Origin of the sequence: Alcanivorax hongdengensis A-11-3 (genome assembly GCF_000300995.1) — a bacterium.
Classification (GTDB): domain Bacteria; phylum Pseudomonadota; class Gammaproteobacteria; order Pseudomonadales; family Alcanivoracaceae; genus Alcanivorax; species Alcanivorax hongdengensis.
In genome coordinates, this window is record NZ_AMRJ01000003.1 from 175,321 (window position 1) to 192,128 (window position 16,808).

Genomic DNA, 16,808 nt, shown 5'->3' on the forward strand with positions numbered 1-16,808 from the left:
GCTGTTAAATGTTCTTGCGGTGGCGCAGCAGATCGCTGAGGCCGGCCTTTTCCAGTTGCAGGTCCACGTAGGAGGCAATCACTTCGCCGTTGTCCATGGCCAGCACTTCGTTGAGCAGCTTGCGGATGAAACTGACCTTCACCTGCCGCACCGCCGCCTTGACCTTGAGCAGGTTGGAGGCATTCATGGACAGCACGTTGTAGCCCATGGCCATCAGCAGCAGGGCGGAACCCGGCTCACCGGCCATCTCGCCACACACGGACACCGTCTTGCCCTCTTCGTGGGCCTGCTCCACCACGTGCAGCAGGGCATGCAGCACCGCCGGATGATAGGAGTTGTAGAGGTCGGCCACCTGGCGGTTGTTGCGATCCACCGCCAGCAGATACTGGGTCAGGTCATTGGTACCCACGGACAGGAAATCCACCCGCTGGGCCAGCGCCCGGGCCTGGTACACCGACGCCGGCACCTCGATCATCACGCCCACCGGCGGCATGGCTACCTCCAGCCCCTCGTCACGCACTTCCAGCCAGGCGCGATGAATCAGGTGCTGGGCTTCCTCGGCCTCGAACACGCTGGTAACCATGGGCAGCATGATGCGCAGGTTATCCAGCCCTTCACTGGCCTTGAGCATGGCGCGAATCTGCACCATGAAGATTTCCGGGTGGTCCAGGGTCACGCGGATACCGCGCCAACCCAGAAACGGGTTTTCTTCCTCGATGGGGAAATAGGTCAGCGACTTGTCGCCGCCCACATCCAGCGTGCGCATGGTCACCGGGTGCGGCGCAAAGGCACTGAGCTGCTCACGGTAGATGACCCGCTGCTCTTCCTCCGAGGGAAAGCGGTCACGGACCATGAAGGGGATTTCCGTGCGGTACAGGCCCACGCCCTCGGCGCCCCGCTCCAGGGACCGGTTGATATCGGTCATCAGGCCGGTATTCACCTGTAGCTGAATGCGGGTGCCGTCGGCGGTTTCCGCAGGCTCATCGCGCAGTTTTTCCAGCCCGGCCTGCAGGCTGGCCTCCTCCGCGATGATCTCCTCGAACTGGTGTTTGAGTTCTGCGGAGGCATTGGCCACCACCCGGCCGCGGAAGCCATCGACGATGATCTCCTTGTCGTCCATCTGCTTGAGCGGCAGGTTCTGCACACCCACCACGGTGGGAATGCCCATGGCGCGGGCGACGATGGCCATGTGCGAGTTGCGCGAGCCACGGGTCGTGACAATGCCGCGCACCCGCTCACGGGGCACTTCCATGAGCATGGGCGCGGAAATGTCCTCGCCCAGCAGAATGCAGTCCTCCGGGAAAACAATATGCCGGCGGTTCTGGCTTTGCAGGTGGGCCAGCAGGCGGCGGCCCAGGTCCTTCACGTCGGCGGCCCGTTCGCGCAGGTAGGGATCATCCATCATTTCGAAATTGCGTACATGGGCGTCCACCACCATGCGCAACGCCCCCTGCACCCACTGCCCATCACGGATGTGGGCAATCACCTCCGCCGGCAGGGCGTGGCGGTCCAGCATGCGCAGGTAGACATCGAACAGCGCCTGCTCTTCGGTGCCCAGGGACTTGGCGGCCCGCTCGGCCAGATCACGCACCTCCTGGCGCACGCGCATCAGGGCATCATCCAGCAGGGCGATTTCCGCACTGATATCGGTGATCGGCCGGTCGGGCACGGAGGCCAGATCCGCCGCCGGGAACAACAGCACCCCGTGGCCGATGGCCGCCCCCGGGGAACCGGACAGCCCGTCATAGAAACTGGGTAGATCGGCACTGGCATCCATTTGCGCGAACAGCGCCCCGGAGGCATGGGCGTGGGCAATCACCGCTGACAGCTGGGCGGAAATGGTCACCAGGAAGGCTTCTTCACTCTGGTCAAAGCGCCGCACATCGCGCTGCTGCACCACCATGATGCCCAGCACCTGGCCGTGATGCATGACCGGCACACCGAGAAAGGCGTGGAAGGGGTCCTCACCGGTTTCCGCCAGATAATGGAACTTGGGGTGGGAGAAGGCATCTTCCAGGTTGATGGGCTCCTCACGCTGGCCGACCTGCCCGACCAGCCCCTCGGACAACCCCAGGCTGACATGACCCACGGCCTCGCGCTTGAGCCCCTCGGACGCCATCAGCACATAGCGCTGCTCTTCCTCATTGAGCAGGTAGATGGAGCACACCTCGGTGCCCATGGCATCGCGCACGCGCTTGGCCATCAGGTCCAGGGCACTGGGGATGTCCGCCGCGTTATTCACTTCCTGAACAATGCGACGCAGGATATCAAGCATCGGAGGTATCCTTCTTCAGGGCCGGGGCCAGCTCGCGCAGGGCCCGGGCATAGACGCCGCGCTTGAAGTGCACCACCTTGCGAATCGGGTACCAGTAATTGACCCAGCGCCAGTCCTTGAACTCCGGGCTGTCACTGGCAAACAGATCGATGGCTGCCTCGTCGGCCACCAGCCGCAGCAAAAACCACTTCTGGCGCTGGCCAATGCAATAGGGCCGGTTGCGGCGCCGGCGCAGAAAACGGTGTGGCAGCCGGTAGGTCAGCCAGCCTTCGGTGCTGGCCACGATTTCCACATGCTCGGCGCGCAGGCCAACCTCCTCTTCCAGCTCGCGGAACAGGGTCTGCTCCGGTGTTTCTCCGGGCATCATGCCGCCCTGGGGAAACTGCCAGGCATCCCGGTTGCCCATCCTGCGCCCCCAGAAAACCCGGCCATCCTGGCCGGCAATAATGATTCCCACATTCAGCCGGAATCCCTTGTCGTCGATAATGCCTGTCATGTGTGCTCTTTACGGTGGGAACCGCCGGCGAAACCGCCCCGGAACCGGAATGTCATGCAATCATGCATAAATACTGCCATATCCCATGAAAGGTTGCCTATGCAATCAATCCGCCGCAAAGCAAAGGCACCACGCCCACGGCCGTCCGTGACAGTAGGCGTCCCGCGCCGCTTCGCATACACTGTGCCGGCAACAAGGAGAGGCCATGACGCTCGCAATTTTTGACCTGGACAACACCCTCATCGCCACCGATTCCGACCACCTCTGGGGCGACTGGCTGGTGGAAAAGAACATCGTCGACCCGCAGCTGTACAAGGAAACCAACGATCAGTTCTACCGGGACTATCAGGACGGTCGGCTGGATATCATGGCTTACCTGCGCTTTGCCCTGAAGGTGCTGGCCGAGAACGACATGGCCCAGCTGCATCACTGGCGCGAACAGTTCCTGGCGGAAAAGCTCGACGAGATGTGGCTGCCCAGGGCCGAGGCCCTGTTACAGAAGCACCGCGACCAGGGCCATACCCTGATGATCATCACCGCCACCAATGATTTCGTCACCGCACCGCTGGCGGACCGGCTGGGCGTCGACCACCTGATCGCCACCGTGGCCGAGCGCCGGGGTGAGCAATACACCGGCAATGTGGCCGGCACCCCCAGCTACCGGGAAGGCAAGGTGGAGCGGCTCAACCAGTGGCTGGACGACAATGATGAAACCCTGGCCGGCAGCTGGTTCTACAGCGACTCGCACAATGATCTGCCGCTGCTGAAGATTGTCGACCACCCGGTGGCCGTGGACCCGGATGCCACCCTGGAGCGCCATGCCCTGGAACAGGGCTGGCCGATTCTTTCCCTGCGAGACCCGGATTGAGCATGCGTTTTTTCCCCGTACTGCTGCTGGCCCTGACGCTGGTCGCCTGCGACAACAACAGCCCGCCGCCGGCGCAACCGGATAGCCCACCCACCGCCACGCCACGGGCCATCAAGACCGATGCCTGGCAAAAGGCCGGCGACCAGCGACTGGCCGACGCCGCCAACCACTGGCAAAGCGCCATGGCGGCCTTCCAGGCCGGCCCGGATCAGGCACGACTGGACAGCCTGCGCCAGGCCGCCCGGCAGTGGTACGCCAGCGTCAGCCAGGCGTATCTGCTGCTGGCCAGCCGCGCCTGTGCCAGCGAGCAGCAGGACCGTCTCGACCGGGTGGATAGCTGGCCGCTCTACCCCGGCTACCTGGACGCCCTGCCACAATGGCCGGATTCCGGCCTGATCAATGATCCCACCCTGGCCCTCACCGCTGACAGCCTGCGCAACCAGCACGGCGCCACCGATGACGGCGAAGCCAGCCTGGGCTTTGCCGCCCTGTTCGTGGTGCTGGAGGGCCCCGGCGACGATCTCAAGCCGCTCAAGGCCTATACCGGCAAGGCCGACAGCCCTGACCGCCGCCGCCAGTACCTGGCGCTGGTCGGCACGCAACTGCAGCAGGATATCCAGGCCCTGGATGTGCGCCCACTCACCGACCGCAACCTGGCCTGCGGCCTGCAACGCACCCTGGACCAGCACCACCGCCTGCAACAGTGGCAGAACAATCATGACAACGACGAAAACCTGGCCGTGCCCGCCGCCACGGTGGCGATTCAGGGCAAGCAGCTGATCAACACCGTGAGCACGCTGCCCGATGCCATCGTCAACCAGTGGCAACAGACCCGACCGGGCCTGGCCGACGCCATCAAGGCCAGTGACGCCGAGGACTGGAGCGCCCTGGATGACTGGCTGAATCCGCCGGTGGACAGCGACTGAGTCCGGCGGCTTTCATGAGCGATAAAAAAGCCCGTGACGTATTCCGCCACGGGCTTTTTTTCGGGCGTCCCTGCCCGTTTCCGGTCCGGCCTCGCCGGATCAGAAGTTGTAGCGACCGAACACGCCGAAGGTGTCGCGGTCATCGCCGACGATGACGCGGGCACCCAGGTCCACCACCGGGGTCACTTTCACCAGACCCTGACCGTAGACACCCAGATCACCGTCATAGATATCCTGGTAGGTCAGACCACCGGACAGCTCCAGCTTGTCGGTGGTGGCATGGCGGACACCGGCACGCAGCTCGTAGCCGAGCTCGTCATCGGAACCGCCCGGATCGAAGTCGTGATCGTCATAGATGATGTCGGCGCTGCCGACCAGATCCAGGCCACGCTGCAGCGGGGTGTGGAAGCCCAGGCCGCCATAGATCTGATTACCGTCCAGATCGCCGTAACGGTAATCACCATCATAGAAATTCAGGCCGCCACGCAGGAACAGATGCTCGTCCAGGGCAAAGGCCCCTTCGCCGGTGATGGCATCGATGTCCTGACCGTCATCCAGGTCCCAGCGGTCGTAGGCCAGCTGGCCATAGGTGTAGGAGAAGCCGTTATCACGAACCGGCGCGGTGCGCTGCTCGGCGAAGGCCGCCGGGCTGCTGACCGCGATGGCAATGGCTGAGGTGAGTATCGTTTTTTTCAGCATAAGGGAAATCCTCACTGATCCAGAAAGTGGCGTTATCTTGCCTCAACTGGGAACGTCATTTCCGTGTAACAGTTCCTTTATAATCAGGGTTTTATAAAAATTTTCATTGTCGGCTTGCCCGCTTGACCCAAGGGTTACCCCCAGGTTTGATAATGATGGTATGAACGAGGAAACCACCATGTCCGAGCATACCTTTGCCATTCAGGGTGCCTCCTGCCAGGGCTGCGCCGGCAAGATCCGCCGCGCACTGGAAACCGTGGAGGGGGTCGAGCAGGTCCAGGTCGATCTGGACACCCAACGGGTGACCATCAGCGGCGAGGCCAACCCCGACGCCCTGCAGGCCGCCCTGCAAGAAAGCGGCTATGCCGCAGATCCGCCCGCCACCGCAACACCGTCAGCGCACAGCAGTAAAGCGCCGGCGGCAGACGCCAGCGAACAGCAACTGAGCATTAGCGGCGCCACCTGCGCCTCCTGTGTCAGCAGCATTGAAAAAGCCCTTCGCCATACCCCCGGCGTCACCGATGCCAGCATGAACCTGGCCGACCGCAGCGCCCGGGTACAGGGCAGTGCCTCCCTGGACAGCCTGATCCGGGCGGTGGAAAACGCCGGCTACGGGGCCAGTGCCATGCACGGGGACCCGCAGCAACACCGCCAGCATCAGCGCCAGCAACAACAGGCTCATTACCGCCAGCTGCTGGGGCATACCGCGCTGGGGATCGGCGTGGGCGGACCCCTGATGGCCTGGGGCCTGCTGGGCGGCGACATGGCCGTCACCGATCAGAGCCGCTGGGCCTGGCTGGCGGTGGGGCTGGTCTGCCTGGCCGTGCTGCTGGTGGCCGGGCGGCATTTTTACATCAGCGCCTGGAAAGCCTTTCGCCACCATAACGCCAACATGGATACGCTGGTGGCGCTGGGTACCGGCGCCGCCTGGCTCTATTCCATGGCGGTGGTGCTGTTTCCCCAGACCCTGCCGGTCAGTGCCCGGCACGTCTACTTTGAAGCCAGCGCCATGATCATCGGCCTGATCAACCTGGGCCAGGCCCTGGAAGTGCGCGCCCGCGGCAAGACCAGCCAGGCGGTGGAGCGGCTGCTCGACCTGGGCGCCAAAACCGCCCGCGTGATCCGTGATGGCGAGGAACAGGACCTGCCGGTGGAGCAGGTACGCACCGGTGACACCCTGCGCATCCGCCCCGGCGAGAAAGTGGCGGTGGATGGCCAGGTGCTGGAAGGCGACAGCCAGCTGGACGAGTCCATGCTCACCGGCGAACCCATGCCGGTGCGCAAGCACAGCGGCGACACCCTGCACGCCGGGACCCTCAACCAGAGCGGCACCCTGCTCTATCGGGCCACCGCCGTGGGCAAGGACACGGCCCTGGCACAGATTGTTGAACTGGTGAAAAAGGCCCAGGGCAGCAAGCCGTCCATCGGCCGCCTGGCGGACCGGATCTCCGCCGTGTTCGTGCCCACCATCATGCTGATCGCGGTGGCCGCGGCCCTGCTCTGGTACAACCTGGGCCCGGACCCGCGCCTGACACACATGCTGGTGGTCGCCACCAGCGTGCTGATCATTGCCTGCCCCTGCGCACTGGGCCTGGCCACCCCCATGTCGGTGATGGTCGGCGTCGGCAAGGCTGCCGAAGCCGGCATCCTGATCCGTGACGGTGAAGCCCTGCAGACCAGTGCGAAACTGGACACCATCGTGCTCGACAAGACCGGCACCATCACCGAAGGCAAACCGGCGGTCAGCGGCATTCTCTGCAGCGACGGTCAACAGGAAGACAGCCTGCTGGCGCTGGCCGCCGGGCTGGAGGCCGGCTCCGAACATCCGCTCGCCCACGCTATCCTCGACGCGGCCCGCGAGCGCTCGCTGACGCGCGCCAGGGTGACGGCTTTCCAGGCCCACAACGGCCTGGGCGTCAGCGCCCGGCAGGGAGAGCAGACCCTGCGCCTGGGGAATCGCCGCTGGCTGGAGGAACAGGGAATCGCGGTAAATCTGGACCTGTCCGCGCTCACCGACGCCGGCGCCACACCGCTGCTACTGGCCAGGGACCGGCAGCTACTGGGCGCCATCGGGGTAGCGGACCGCATCAAGCCGGATTCCGCCGAGGCCATCGCCCGACTGCGACAGGCCGGCCTGAAGGTGGTGATGATCACCGGCGACGTGGCCGCCAGCGCCCACGCCATTGCCCGCCAGGCCGGCGTGGATGAGGTCATGGCCGAGGTGTTGCCGGCGGACAAGGCCGACCGGGTCAAGGCCCTGCAGGCACAGGGCGCCACCGTGGCCATGGTCGGTGACGGCATCAATGACGCGCCGGCCCTGGCCCAGGCGGACGTGGGCTTTGCCATCGGCAGTGGCACGGACGTGGCCATCGAGTCCGCCGGTGTCACCCTGATGGGGGGCTCCCTGCACGGGGTTGCCGACGCCATTGCCATCTCCGCCGCCACCGTGCGCAACATCAAGCAGAACCTGTTTGGCGCCTTCGTCTACAACAGCCTGGGCGTTCCACTGGCCGCCGGGCTACTTTACCCCTTCACTGGCGCCTTGCTGAGCCCGGTGATTGCCGGTGCCGCCATGTCGCTAAGCTCGGTGACGGTGGTCAGTAACGCCAACCGGTTGCGGTGGTTCAACGCGCGAAAATCCCGGGGAGACACACCATGACATGGATCATCAATCTGGCCGGCCTGTTACTGATGGCCCTGATTGTCTGGTGGTTCTGGCTGGCCAGACGCGAGCCAGGCCAGCGTAGCGAGGACGGCGAATTCCATATTCGGGTGGCCGACGGCGTCTACGACCCGGCCACCCTGCACGCCCGGGTGGGGCAACCCCTGACCCTGTGGTTCCACCGGCAGGACCCGTCACCCTGCGCCGAGCAGGTGATTTTCCAGGGGCTGGATGTCAGCGCCTTTCTGGCCGTGGGCGAGCCAACCGCAGTCCGCCTGACACCCGGGCAAGCCGGCCGGTACCGCTTCACCTGCCAGATGCAGATGTACCAGGGCACTCTGATCGTGGATTGACCCGGCCCGGCCGCAACACTGCCTCCCAGGCATCCAATCTTCCCGGCAAGAGCCCCTCTCCCACCTACGGCAGAGGGGGGCTTAGTAAACGGCATTACAGCACTCTCTTTGGGAATCAATCTCTCCCACCTGAGTTATTGCACTTCATTCTCATTAGCATTAGTATCTGCCGCCACTGATCGATCAGATCGGGGCTCACCCTTGTGTTTGCTCAACCAGCCAAGCGTCACTGCCAGCCATTGAGCCGGTGAGATCGGGGATCGCCATGCCTGCCGGCCCGCCTTTCTGCCAGCCCGCAACCCGTGGCGTTTTTTATTACCATGCTTTCAACGGGAACGGACAATGACCTATATCACTCGTCGTAAACGGCCAGTGGCGCAGACCGCCCTGTGCCAGGGGGTTGGCCTGGGCACCGCCCTGCTCACCGGCCTGATGGCCTCCACCGCCGGCGCCGCCGAAGCGCAGAACAGCCAGGCCGACAGCAACGTGCTGACACCGATTTCGGTCAGCGCCACCACCACCAGTGATTACAAGAGCGACACCCTGTCCTCTTCCAAATTCGCCAAACCGGTAGCCGAAACGCCGCAGACCATTCAGATCATCAACAAGGATCTGATTCAGGACCAGGGCGCCACCACCCTGACCGAAGCCCTGCAGAACAGCGCTGGCGTGGGCACCTTCTACGCCGGCGAAAACGGCAACACCACCACCGGCGATTCGGTCTACATGCGCGGCTTCGACAGCTCCAGCTCCATCTTCGTGGATGGCGTACGCGACCTGGGCTCGGTGTCCCGCGACACCTTCAACCTGGAACAGATTGAAGTGATCAAGGGCCCGGCCGGCACCGACTACGGCCGCACCGCCCCCAGCGGTTCCATCAACCTGTCCACCAAGCAGGCCTTCATGGCCAACCGCAACAGCGGCTCGGTACAGGGCGGCACCGACGGCCAGAAACGCGCCACCCTGGACCTGAACCGCAAGCTCACCGACAACGTGGCCGGGCGACTCAACCTGATGGGCCAGGACAGCGACGTGGCCGGCCGGGACGAAGTGAACAACTCCCGCTGGGGCGTGGCACCGGCACTGACCATCGAGCTGGATGAACAGTCCCGCCTGTACCTGAACTACCTGCACGTCACCCAGAACAATGTTCCCGATGGCGGCGTTGCCACCGTGGGCCTGCCGGGCTACGCCACCCCGGACCCGGCCTACCCGCAGATCAGCAATGCCCCCAGGGTGGACACCAGCAACTTCTACGGCGTCGATTCCGACCATGACGACGTGGACGTGGACATGGCCACCGCCATTTTCGAATACGACATGAGCCCCACCACCCAGCTGCGCAACACCCTGCGCTGGGGCCGTACCGAGCAGGATTACATGCTCAGCGCCATCATGGCGGTCAACGCCAACGGCTCCACCAACCCGGATGACTGGACCGTGCGGCGCCTGCCGAACCTGAAGAACCAGACCAACACCATCATCACCAACCAGACCGGTCTGGTCACCTATGTGGACACCGGCAAGCTGTCACATACCTTCTCCTACGGGGTGGAACTGACCCGGGAAAAAGTGGAAACCACCGGCATGGCCAGACCGGCCACGGTACCGGATGCCAACCTCTACAACCCGGATCACAACCTGTCCTACAGCGGCAGCCGCGATGGCAGCGCCGGCAAGGGCACCACCGACACGGTCTCCGCCTACCTGTTTGACGCCGTGGATATCGGCAGCCGCTGGCAGCTCAATGCCGGCGTGCGCCTGGACCACTACAAGGCCGACTACAAGAGCAGCGCCGCCTGCACCGGCGGGCGTCGCGACCCGGACGCCTGTGCCGGCCAACCGGTGGGCACCGTGGTGGATGCGGTCAATGCCGACACCAGCGACACCCTGTTCAACTGGAAGCTGGGCGCGCTCTACAAGATCAACCCGCAACTCAATGTCTACGCCGACTACGCGGTGTCCGCCCAGCCCCCCGGCGGCAACAACCTGGAGCTGAGTGACCGGGACAACAGCGCCGACAACCCCAACTTTGATCCCCAGGAAGCGCAGACCGCGGAACTGGGTACCAAATGGACGCTGGCCAACAACAAGCTGCTGCTCAGTGCGGCGGTATACCGCACCACGGTCACCAACCTGATCGAGGAAGATCCCTCCGACGGCACCTACCACCAGACCGGTGAAAAGCAGGTTGAGGGCGTGGAGCTGTCCGCCGTGGGCAACATCACCGAAAACTGGAACGTCAGCGCCGGCTTCACCACCATGGATGCCACCATCGAGGACGGCGAAGCGGATGCCCAGGACGAAAGCAACGACCTGACCTACACCCCGGACAAGGCATTCACCAGCTGGACCACCTATCGTCTGCCGTTCAACCTGACCATCGGTGGCGGCGCCCGCTACACCGGCGGCCTCAAGCGCGGCTCCGACGGCGCGGTGGGCACCCCGGAATACACCGACAGCTACTGGGTGTTCGACGCCATGGCCAGCTACCCGCTGAGCAAGAACGCCGACCTGCAGCTCAACGTGTACAATGTGTTCGACAAGGACTACGTGGCTTCCATCAACAAGAGTGGCTACCGCTATAACCCGGGCACCCCGCTTTCCGCGTTGCTGACGCTGAATGTGAAGTTCTGATCCCCGGGAACGCCACAAACGGAGCGCGGCCCTGCCCGTGCTCCGTTTTTTTGTTTATTGAAACCCGTTTTTGCCGCAAAGCTGGCCCGTAAAGCTTTTCAGCAGCCGCCTGCAGAAAGGAGAGACCATGTTGCTGCATGTGCCGAATGTGCTCAGTGCCGACCAGACCACTGCCATCCGTCAGGCGCTGGAAAACAGCCAGGACTGGGTGGACGGTCGGGAAACCGTTGGCGCCCAGGGCGCCCAGGTAAAACACAACCAGCAACTGGCGGATGCCTCACCGCTGCGTCAGCAACTGGCGGAAAAAATCCAGCAGACCCTGATGCAACACCCGGTGTTCTTTGCCGCCGCCCTGCCGCTGCGCATTCTGCCGCCGCGCTTCAACCGCTACCGCGGCGGCGGCACCTACGGCATGCATATCGACGGCGCCGTCATGCGCCTTGATAGCCAGCAACATCTGCGCTCGGACCTGTCCTGCACACTGTTCTTCAATGAGCCGGACGACTACGACGGCGGCGAACTGGTGATTGCCGACACCTACGGCGAACACGAAGTCAAACTACCCGCCGGCGACCTGATTCTCTACCCGGCCTCCAGTCTCCATGAAGTGCGCCCGGTCACCCGCGGCGAACGGCTGGCCTCGTTCTTCTGGATTCAGAGCATGATCCGCGACGATGCCCGCCGCCGCATGCTGTTCGAGATGGATACCTCTATCACCCGGCTCACCCAGACCGGCGCCGACAGCGACGCCCTCTTGCAACTGACCGGCGTCTATCACAATCTTCTGCGCCAGTGGGCGGAAACCTGACCGCCCGACCTACCCCGCCACGGACTGCGAGCTGTCGATGGCCCTACACGAATGGCTGCTGCTGGCCAGCATCTGCGCCCTGGGCGCCATGACGCCGGGCGTCAGCCTGGCAGTGATTACCCGTCATACCCTGCACGGCGGCGCCAATGCCGGTGCCGTGGCCGGCGTCACCCATGCCCTGGGGATCGGTCTGTGGGCGCTGGCCACCGTCACCGGCCTGGCCCTGCTGCTGCACCGATACCCGCAACTGGACCTGCTGCTGAGCCTGGCCGGCGCCGTCTTCTTGCTGTGGATGGCGGCGAAAAGCTGGCAGGCAGGCCGGGCCGGCACCCCGGTGCCGCAACCCCAGCCCCGGGCGCTGCACAGCGCCGCCCGCGACGGCTTCATGATCGCCTTTCTCAACCCCAAGGTGGCGCTGTTCTTCCTTGCCCTGTTCAGCCAGTTCCTGCACCGCGACATGGGCAACCTGGCCCGCGGCCAGATGGTGCTGACCTCCATGGTCATCGATGGTGGCTGGTATGTGCTGGTGGCCCTGATGCTGGGCCGTAGCCGGCTGCTGCCCTGGCTGCGTGAACACCACCACTGGGTGGAACGGGCCACCGCCGTGCTTCTGCTGGTGATCGCCGTCAGCGTCATGATTCGCGCCTTAAGCTTGACCTGGGGGTAACCCCAACGTGCATAATAAGAACCATGAATACCGATAATCGCCACAACCGGTCGTCCCTCGCCAGCCTGCTTGCACTGCTGCTGGTCGCGGTGACCCTGTGGCTGCCGGCCAGTGGCGCCGCCGGCATGATGCCCATGCAGGGCGACCCCATGGCGCACTGCCAGATGGGCAATGACACCACCGCGCACGGCACCGGCATGGCCTGTGACCATGGCCAGACCTGCCACTGCCTGTCTCTCTGCCAGATCAGCAGTGCCCTGCCTGCGCAGACACTGGCCAGCAACGAGCCCCCCACTGCCAGCTTCCTGACCGCCGCAAGCCCCGGCCCGCAGGCCGGCAACCCGCACCCGCCCTGGCGCCCCCCGATCCTGACTGCCTGATTCGCGTTTCCACCTCGAACAGACAATCAGGAGCATTTCATGCAACGCAAATCGCAGCTTGTTGTGCCGCGACGGCGCTTTGTGCAGGGCCTGGCCCTGGGCGCTGCCGGCCTGGGGCTGATGCCCCGTACCCTGCTGGCCCGTCAGGGGCACAGTGGCGCCGCCACCCTGCACGGTGACACCTTTCACCTGACCCTGGGGGGTGCCGACGTGAACATCACCGGCAAGTCCCTCCCGGCCACCACCATCAATGGCAGCCTTCCCGGCCCCACCCTGCGCTGGCGCGAGGGTGACACCGTCACCCTGAAGGTGACCAACCTGTTGCCGGAAACCAGTTCCATCCACTGGCACGGCATCCTGCTGCCGTTTCAGATGGATGGCGTGCCCGGCCTGTCCTATGACGGCATTGCCCCGGGGCAGACTTTCACCTACCGCTTCCCGGTACGCCAGAGCGGCAGCTACTGGTATCACAGTCATTCCGGCTTCCAGGAGCAGACCGGTATCTACGGTGCCATTGTCATTGACCCGAAAACCGTGGACCCGCATCCGGTCGACCGGGACGAAGTGGTGGTGCTGTCCGACTGGAGTGACGCCTCCCCGGAGCACATCTTCGCCACCCTGAAAAAACAGAGTGACTATTACAATTTCCATGAACGCACCCTGGCCGACACCTGGCATGACATGCGCGAAAAGGGGCTGGTACAGACCCTCAAGGACCGGCACATGTGGAATACCATGCGCATGAGCCAGAGCGACATTGCCGATGTCACCGGCTATACCTACACCTACCTGATGAATGGCCGCAGCCCGGCGGACAACTGGACCCTGCAATTCCATCCCGGCGAGCGCATCCGCCTGCGCTTTATCAACGCCAGCGCGATGACTTTTTTCGATATCCGCATTCCCGGTCTGGACATGACCGTGGTGGCCATGGATGGCCAGCCCGTGACGCCGGTTAGCTTCCATGAGTGCCGCCTGGGCGTGGCGGAAACCCTGGACGTGATCGTCGAACCCCGAGGCGACCGGGCCTACACCCTGTTTGCCCAGAGCATCGACCGCTCCGGTTTCGTGCGCGGCACCCTGACCCCGGACCCGGCCCTGCAGGCTGACGTCCCGGCCATGGACAAGCCGCCCCTGCTCACTGCCCGCGACATGGGCATGGATATGAGCACCATGAAGATGGACGGCATGGACATGGGCAAGATGAACAACATGGATGAGCACATGGCCGGCATGGATCACAAAGGCGGCATGTCCATGAGCGCCATGGACAACATGGATGAGCACCAGGACGGCATGACGGCAATGGCCATGCCCCACAAACGGCAAAGCCATACCATGCACATGGACTCGGACAAGAGAGGGGCTCCGTTCGCCGAAGATCCGCACAACCCGGACCTGCCCGCACGACAAAGCGCCACCGAACATGCCGCCAGTGAACACGGTCCCGGCGTCGACATGCGTGCCATGATGCCCCAGCCGATGCTGGATGACCCAGGCCCTGGCCTGCGTGATCGCCAGTGGAAGGTACTCACCTATGCCGACGTGGAAACCGCCGGTGGTCCGCCGGACAGCAGTCACGCCGATCGCGATATCGTGCTGCATCTGACCGGTAATATGGAGCGCTACATGTGGAGCTTCAACGGCATCAAGTTCGCCGACTCAGTGCCCCTGCAACTGCACCATGGCGAGCGGGTGCGCATCACCCTGGTCAACGACACCATGATGACCCACCCCATTCACCTGCATGGCATGTGGAGCGACCTGGAGCTGGGCGATGGCAAGCTGCTGCGCAAGCACACGGTGACCGTCAAACCGGGCGAGAAAGTCAGCTATCTGGTTCGCGCCGACGCCCCGGGCCGCTGGGCCTATCACTGCCACCTGCTGTACCACATGCAGGCCGGCATGTTCCGCGAAGTACGAGTCATCGACGGGGAGGAAAACGCATGAGAGCAAGATGGATACTGGGTCTTCTCCCGCTGCTGACAATCACGCCGACACAGGCCATGGACAAACACGAGCCCGCCTTCAGCAAGGTATTACTAGACCGATTGGAAGCCCGCGACCTGGATATCGGCACCCAATTTGCCTGGGACCTATCCGCTTGGTATGGCGGCGATATCGACAAGCTGTACTTTGCCACGGAAGGCGATTATTTGACCGGCGCTGGAGAGGATAACGGCACTGAACGGGCTGAAACACGAATCGCCTGGAGTCGCGCCTTTGCGCCGTTCTGGGACTGGCAACTGGGTGCCCGCCGTGACTGGAAACCAGATCACCCCAACCGTGACTGGGGCAGCATCGGAGTACAAGGCCTTGCTCCCTACCGCTTCGAAATGGATGCCACCCTGTTTATCGGAGAGGCCGGCCTAAGCCAACTGCGGCTGGCGGCGGAATACGAACTGCTGTTCACTCAGCGCCTGATTCTCACTCCCCGCCTTGAGGCCAATGCTTACGGCAAGGAGGATACCCGTAACGGCATCGGCACCGGGCTGACCACTCTGGAGGGAGGTCTACGGCTTCGCTATGAAATTCGACGCCGTTTTGCACCCTACATCGGCGTGAATTGGGAACGGCAATATGGAGATACCGCCGATTTCAGCCGCGCCGCCGGCGAGGACATCCAGACCACCAGCCTGGTCGCTGGCATCCGGGCCTGGTACTGACCGTTTACCAAACAGGCCGTTGACAAATAGCCTGTTTGGCTACCCGTCAAGGCCAGTATCAAGGAAATGGCGCAAACACACCGTAATGAGGCTTTTCACAAGTCCCGTCAACAAGGAAACAGACGATGAAAACAGTAATTGTTACCCTGAGTATTGCCACACTGGCTGCCCTGCTGGTCGCTACCGGGCTGATGGTCAGCGGCAGCTACAATGTGGCCGCCGACGAACCACACTGGTCACTAACCGAAAAGCTGCTCGGTTACGCCCGCGAGCGGTCCATAGAGCGCCGTGCCGAAGACGTCCAGGTGCCCGAGGATCTGGATGATCCAAAACGGCTGGCCGAGGGCATTGAGCATTACAACGCCATGTGCACCGGTTGCCATCTTGCGCCAGGCATGCAAGACAGTGAAATGCGGCCGGGCCTTTACCCCAAACCGCCGGAGTTGGCTGAACATGGTATCCACGATCCACGCCAGACCTTCTGGATTATCAAACACGGTATCAAAATGAGCGGCATGCCGGCCTGGGGCGAGACGCATAGCGACGAAAAAATCTGGGATATGGTGGCGTTACTGAAAAAGCTGCCTGAAATGGATGCCGCCCAGTGGCAAAAACTGACTGCGAATCTGGGCGGCGATGAGGGCGACGATGATGATCATGACCACGACCATCATCATCTCTGACCGAGATAGGCCCGCTTACGCGGGCCCCACTTTCCACTTTTACCCGTCGTAATTACCGTACTCGTTATTCTCCAGCTCGCGCAGCTGGCCGTTGTTTTCCACCATGATATCCAGATCCTGCAGGCGGCCATCGCCAATGCCATAGATCCAGCCATGGATGGTCAGCGGCTGATCACGACGCCAGGCTTCCTGTACCACCGTGGTGTTGGACACATTGATGACCTGGCGGGCCACATTGAGTTCGCACATGCGATCCAGCTGGGCCTTGGGGTCTCCGAGCTCCTTGAGGGCTCTGCGGTTACGCAGGTAAAGCTCGCGCACCTGGCGCAGCCAGTTATCGATCAGGCCGTGGGGGGCATCCTCCATGGAGGCCTTCACGCCACCACACCCGTAGTGCCCCACCACCATGATGTGCTTGACCTTGAGCACGTCCACGGCGAATTGCAGCACCGACAGCAGGTTCAAATCGGTGTGGTTGACCAGGTTGGCCACATTGCGGTGAACAAACAGCTCACCGGGCATCAGCCCCACCACCTCGTTGGCGGGCACGCGGGAATCGGCGCAGCCGATCCACAGGAATTCAGGGCTCTGTTGCTCCCCCAGGGCCTTGAAAAAGCCGGGGTGCGCCTTCTCGATGTCGTGGCGCCAGTTTTCGTTGTTGGCAAACAGCTGAGGCAGGGATTTCATG

Annotated in this window: 15 protein-coding genes; 11 read left to right on the forward strand and 4 right to left on the reverse strand. The window is 63.4% G+C overall.

The features are described from left to right. Positions 1 to 4 precede the first annotated feature (4 nt). Together ptsP and A11A3_RS03990 are read right to left on the reverse strand one after the other, a co-directional pair. Positions 5 to 2,275, reverse strand: coding sequence for a phosphoenolpyruvate--protein phosphotransferase (ptsP, locus tag A11A3_RS03985; RefSeq protein ID WP_008927980.1), 2,271 nt, complete (start codon positions 2,273 to 2,275; stop codon positions 5 to 7). Beyond that, the gene (locus A11A3_RS03990) at positions 2,268 to 2,771 is read right to left on the reverse strand and encodes an RNA pyrophosphohydrolase (protein WP_008927981.1); all 504 of its coding nucleotides are present in this window, start codon (positions 2,769 to 2,771) and stop codon (positions 2,268 to 2,270) included. The genes ptsP and A11A3_RS03990 overlap by 8 nt, the downstream gene beginning before the upstream one ends. Before the next feature lie 205 nt (positions 2,772 to 2,976). Between A11A3_RS03990 and A11A3_RS03995 the strand changes: the two genes are divergently transcribed. Both A11A3_RS03995 and A11A3_RS04000 read left to right on the forward strand, forming a co-directional pair. Next, positions 2,977 to 3,639, forward strand: coding sequence for a histidinol-phosphatase (locus tag A11A3_RS03995; RefSeq protein WP_008927982.1), 663 nt, complete (start codon positions 2,977 to 2,979; stop codon positions 3,637 to 3,639). A 2-nt stretch (positions 3,640 to 3,641) separates the two neighbouring features. Continuing rightward, positions 3,642 to 4,565 carry an imelysin family protein gene (locus A11A3_RS04000; protein WP_008927983.1) on the forward strand — a complete coding sequence of 308 codons (924 nt, stop codon included), beginning with the start codon at positions 3,642 to 3,644 and terminating at the stop codon, positions 4,563 to 4,565. Between the two features lie 99 nt (positions 4,566 to 4,664). On the opposite strand, the gene A11A3_RS04005 is transcribed toward A11A3_RS04000, so the two are convergent. Beyond that, on the reverse strand, positions 4,665 to 5,264 hold the full coding sequence (locus A11A3_RS04005) for an outer membrane beta-barrel protein (protein ID WP_008927984.1): 600 nt from the start codon (positions 5,262 to 5,264) through the stop codon (positions 4,665 to 4,667). 178 nt (positions 5,265 to 5,442) lie between these two features. On the opposite strand from A11A3_RS04005, the gene A11A3_RS04010 reads away from it, so the two are divergent. The 9 genes from A11A3_RS04010 to A11A3_RS04050 all read left to right on the forward strand — a co-directional run bounded on the left by A11A3_RS04010 (position 5,443) and on the right by A11A3_RS04050 (position 16,120). Next, complete coding sequence (locus tag A11A3_RS04010) at positions 5,443 to 7,923, forward strand: heavy metal translocating P-type ATPase (RefSeq protein ID WP_157375300.1); 2,481 nt, start codon at positions 5,443 to 5,445, stop codon at positions 7,921 to 7,923. Beyond that, a complete protein-coding gene (locus A11A3_RS04015; protein ID WP_008927986.1) occupies positions 7,920 to 8,279 on the forward strand; it encodes a cupredoxin domain-containing protein in 360 nt (119 codons plus the stop codon). Before A11A3_RS04010 ends, A11A3_RS04015 begins: the two co-directional genes overlap by 4 nt. Positions 8,280 to 8,621: 342 nt before the next feature. After that, positions 8,622 to 10,916 carry a catecholate siderophore receptor Fiu gene (locus tag A11A3_RS04020; RefSeq protein ID WP_008927987.1) on the forward strand — a complete coding sequence of 765 codons (2,295 nt, stop codon included), beginning with the start codon at positions 8,622 to 8,624 and terminating at the stop codon, positions 10,914 to 10,916. Between the two features lie 127 nt (positions 10,917 to 11,043). Further along, positions 11,044 to 11,724: a Fe2+-dependent dioxygenase gene (locus A11A3_RS04025; RefSeq protein WP_008927988.1), complete on the forward strand. Its 681-nt coding sequence runs from the start codon at positions 11,044 to 11,046 to the stop codon at positions 11,722 to 11,724. Positions 11,725 to 11,761: 37 nt separating this feature from the next. After that, a complete protein-coding gene (locus A11A3_RS04030) occupies positions 11,762 to 12,391 on the forward strand; it encodes a LysE family translocator (RefSeq protein WP_008927989.1) in 630 nt (209 codons plus the stop codon). A 23-nt stretch (positions 12,392 to 12,414) separates the two neighbouring features. Then, complete coding sequence (locus tag A11A3_RS04035) at positions 12,415 to 12,771, forward strand: hypothetical protein (RefSeq protein ID WP_008927990.1); 357 nt, start codon at positions 12,415 to 12,417, stop codon at positions 12,769 to 12,771. Between the two features lie 39 nt (positions 12,772 to 12,810). Beyond that, on the forward strand, positions 12,811 to 14,721 hold the full coding sequence (locus tag A11A3_RS04040; protein ID WP_008927991.1) for a copper resistance system multicopper oxidase: 1,911 nt from the start codon (positions 12,811 to 12,813) through the stop codon (positions 14,719 to 14,721). Further along, positions 14,718 to 15,437 (forward strand): copper resistance protein B, encoded by a 720-nt coding sequence (locus A11A3_RS04045; protein ID WP_040296684.1) that lies wholly within the window; start codon positions 14,718 to 14,720, stop codon positions 15,435 to 15,437. Before A11A3_RS04040 ends, A11A3_RS04045 begins: the two co-directional genes overlap by 4 nt. Positions 15,438 to 15,562: 125 nt before the next feature. Continuing rightward, positions 15,563 to 16,120: a c-type cytochrome gene (locus A11A3_RS04050; protein ID WP_008927993.1), complete on the forward strand. Its 558-nt coding sequence runs from the start codon at positions 15,563 to 15,565 to the stop codon at positions 16,118 to 16,120. Between the two features lie 39 nt (positions 16,121 to 16,159). Here A11A3_RS04050 and can read toward each other — a convergent pair whose 3' ends face one another. Beyond that, complete coding sequence (gene can / locus A11A3_RS04055) at positions 16,160 to 16,807, reverse strand: carbonate dehydratase (RefSeq protein WP_008927994.1); 648 nt, start codon at positions 16,805 to 16,807, stop codon at positions 16,160 to 16,162. Position 16,808: the final 1 nt, after the last annotated feature.

Coding starts and splice junctions, on each gene's coding strand:
- ptsP (WP_008927980.1), bottom strand. CDS start 2,275: ATGCTTGATATCCTGCGTCGCATTGTTCAGGAAGTGAATAACGCGGCG.
- A11A3_RS03990 (WP_008927981.1), bottom strand. CDS start 2,771: ATGACAGGCATTATCGACGACAAGGGATTCCGGCTGAATGTGGGAATC.
- A11A3_RS03995 (WP_008927982.1), top strand. CDS start 2,977: ATGACGCTCGCAATTTTTGACCTGGACAACACCCTCATCGCCACCGAT.
- A11A3_RS04000 (WP_008927983.1), top strand. CDS start 3,642: ATGCGTTTTTTCCCCGTACTGCTGCTGGCCCTGACGCTGGTCGCCTGC.
- A11A3_RS04005 (WP_008927984.1), bottom strand. CDS start 5,264: ATGCTGAAAAAAACGATACTCACCTCAGCCATTGCCATCGCGGTCAGC.
- A11A3_RS04010 (WP_157375300.1), top strand. CDS start 5,443: ATGTCCGAGCATACCTTTGCCATTCAGGGTGCCTCCTGCCAGGGCTGC.
- A11A3_RS04015 (WP_008927986.1), top strand. CDS start 7,920: ATGACATGGATCATCAATCTGGCCGGCCTGTTACTGATGGCCCTGATT.
- A11A3_RS04020 (WP_008927987.1), top strand. CDS start 8,622: ATGACCTATATCACTCGTCGTAAACGGCCAGTGGCGCAGACCGCCCTG.
- A11A3_RS04025 (WP_008927988.1), top strand. CDS start 11,044: ATGTTGCTGCATGTGCCGAATGTGCTCAGTGCCGACCAGACCACTGCC.
- A11A3_RS04030 (WP_008927989.1), top strand. CDS start 11,762: ATGGCCCTACACGAATGGCTGCTGCTGGCCAGCATCTGCGCCCTGGGC.
- A11A3_RS04035 (WP_008927990.1), top strand. CDS start 12,415: ATGAATACCGATAATCGCCACAACCGGTCGTCCCTCGCCAGCCTGCTT.
- A11A3_RS04040 (WP_008927991.1), top strand. CDS start 12,811: ATGCAACGCAAATCGCAGCTTGTTGTGCCGCGACGGCGCTTTGTGCAG.
- A11A3_RS04045 (WP_040296684.1), top strand. CDS start 14,718: ATGAGAGCAAGATGGATACTGGGTCTTCTCCCGCTGCTGACAATCACG.
- A11A3_RS04050 (WP_008927993.1), top strand. CDS start 15,563: ATGAAAACAGTAATTGTTACCCTGAGTATTGCCACACTGGCTGCCCTG.
- can (WP_008927994.1), bottom strand. CDS start 16,807: ATGAAATCCCTGCCTCAGCTGTTTGCCAACAACGAAAACTGGCGCCAC.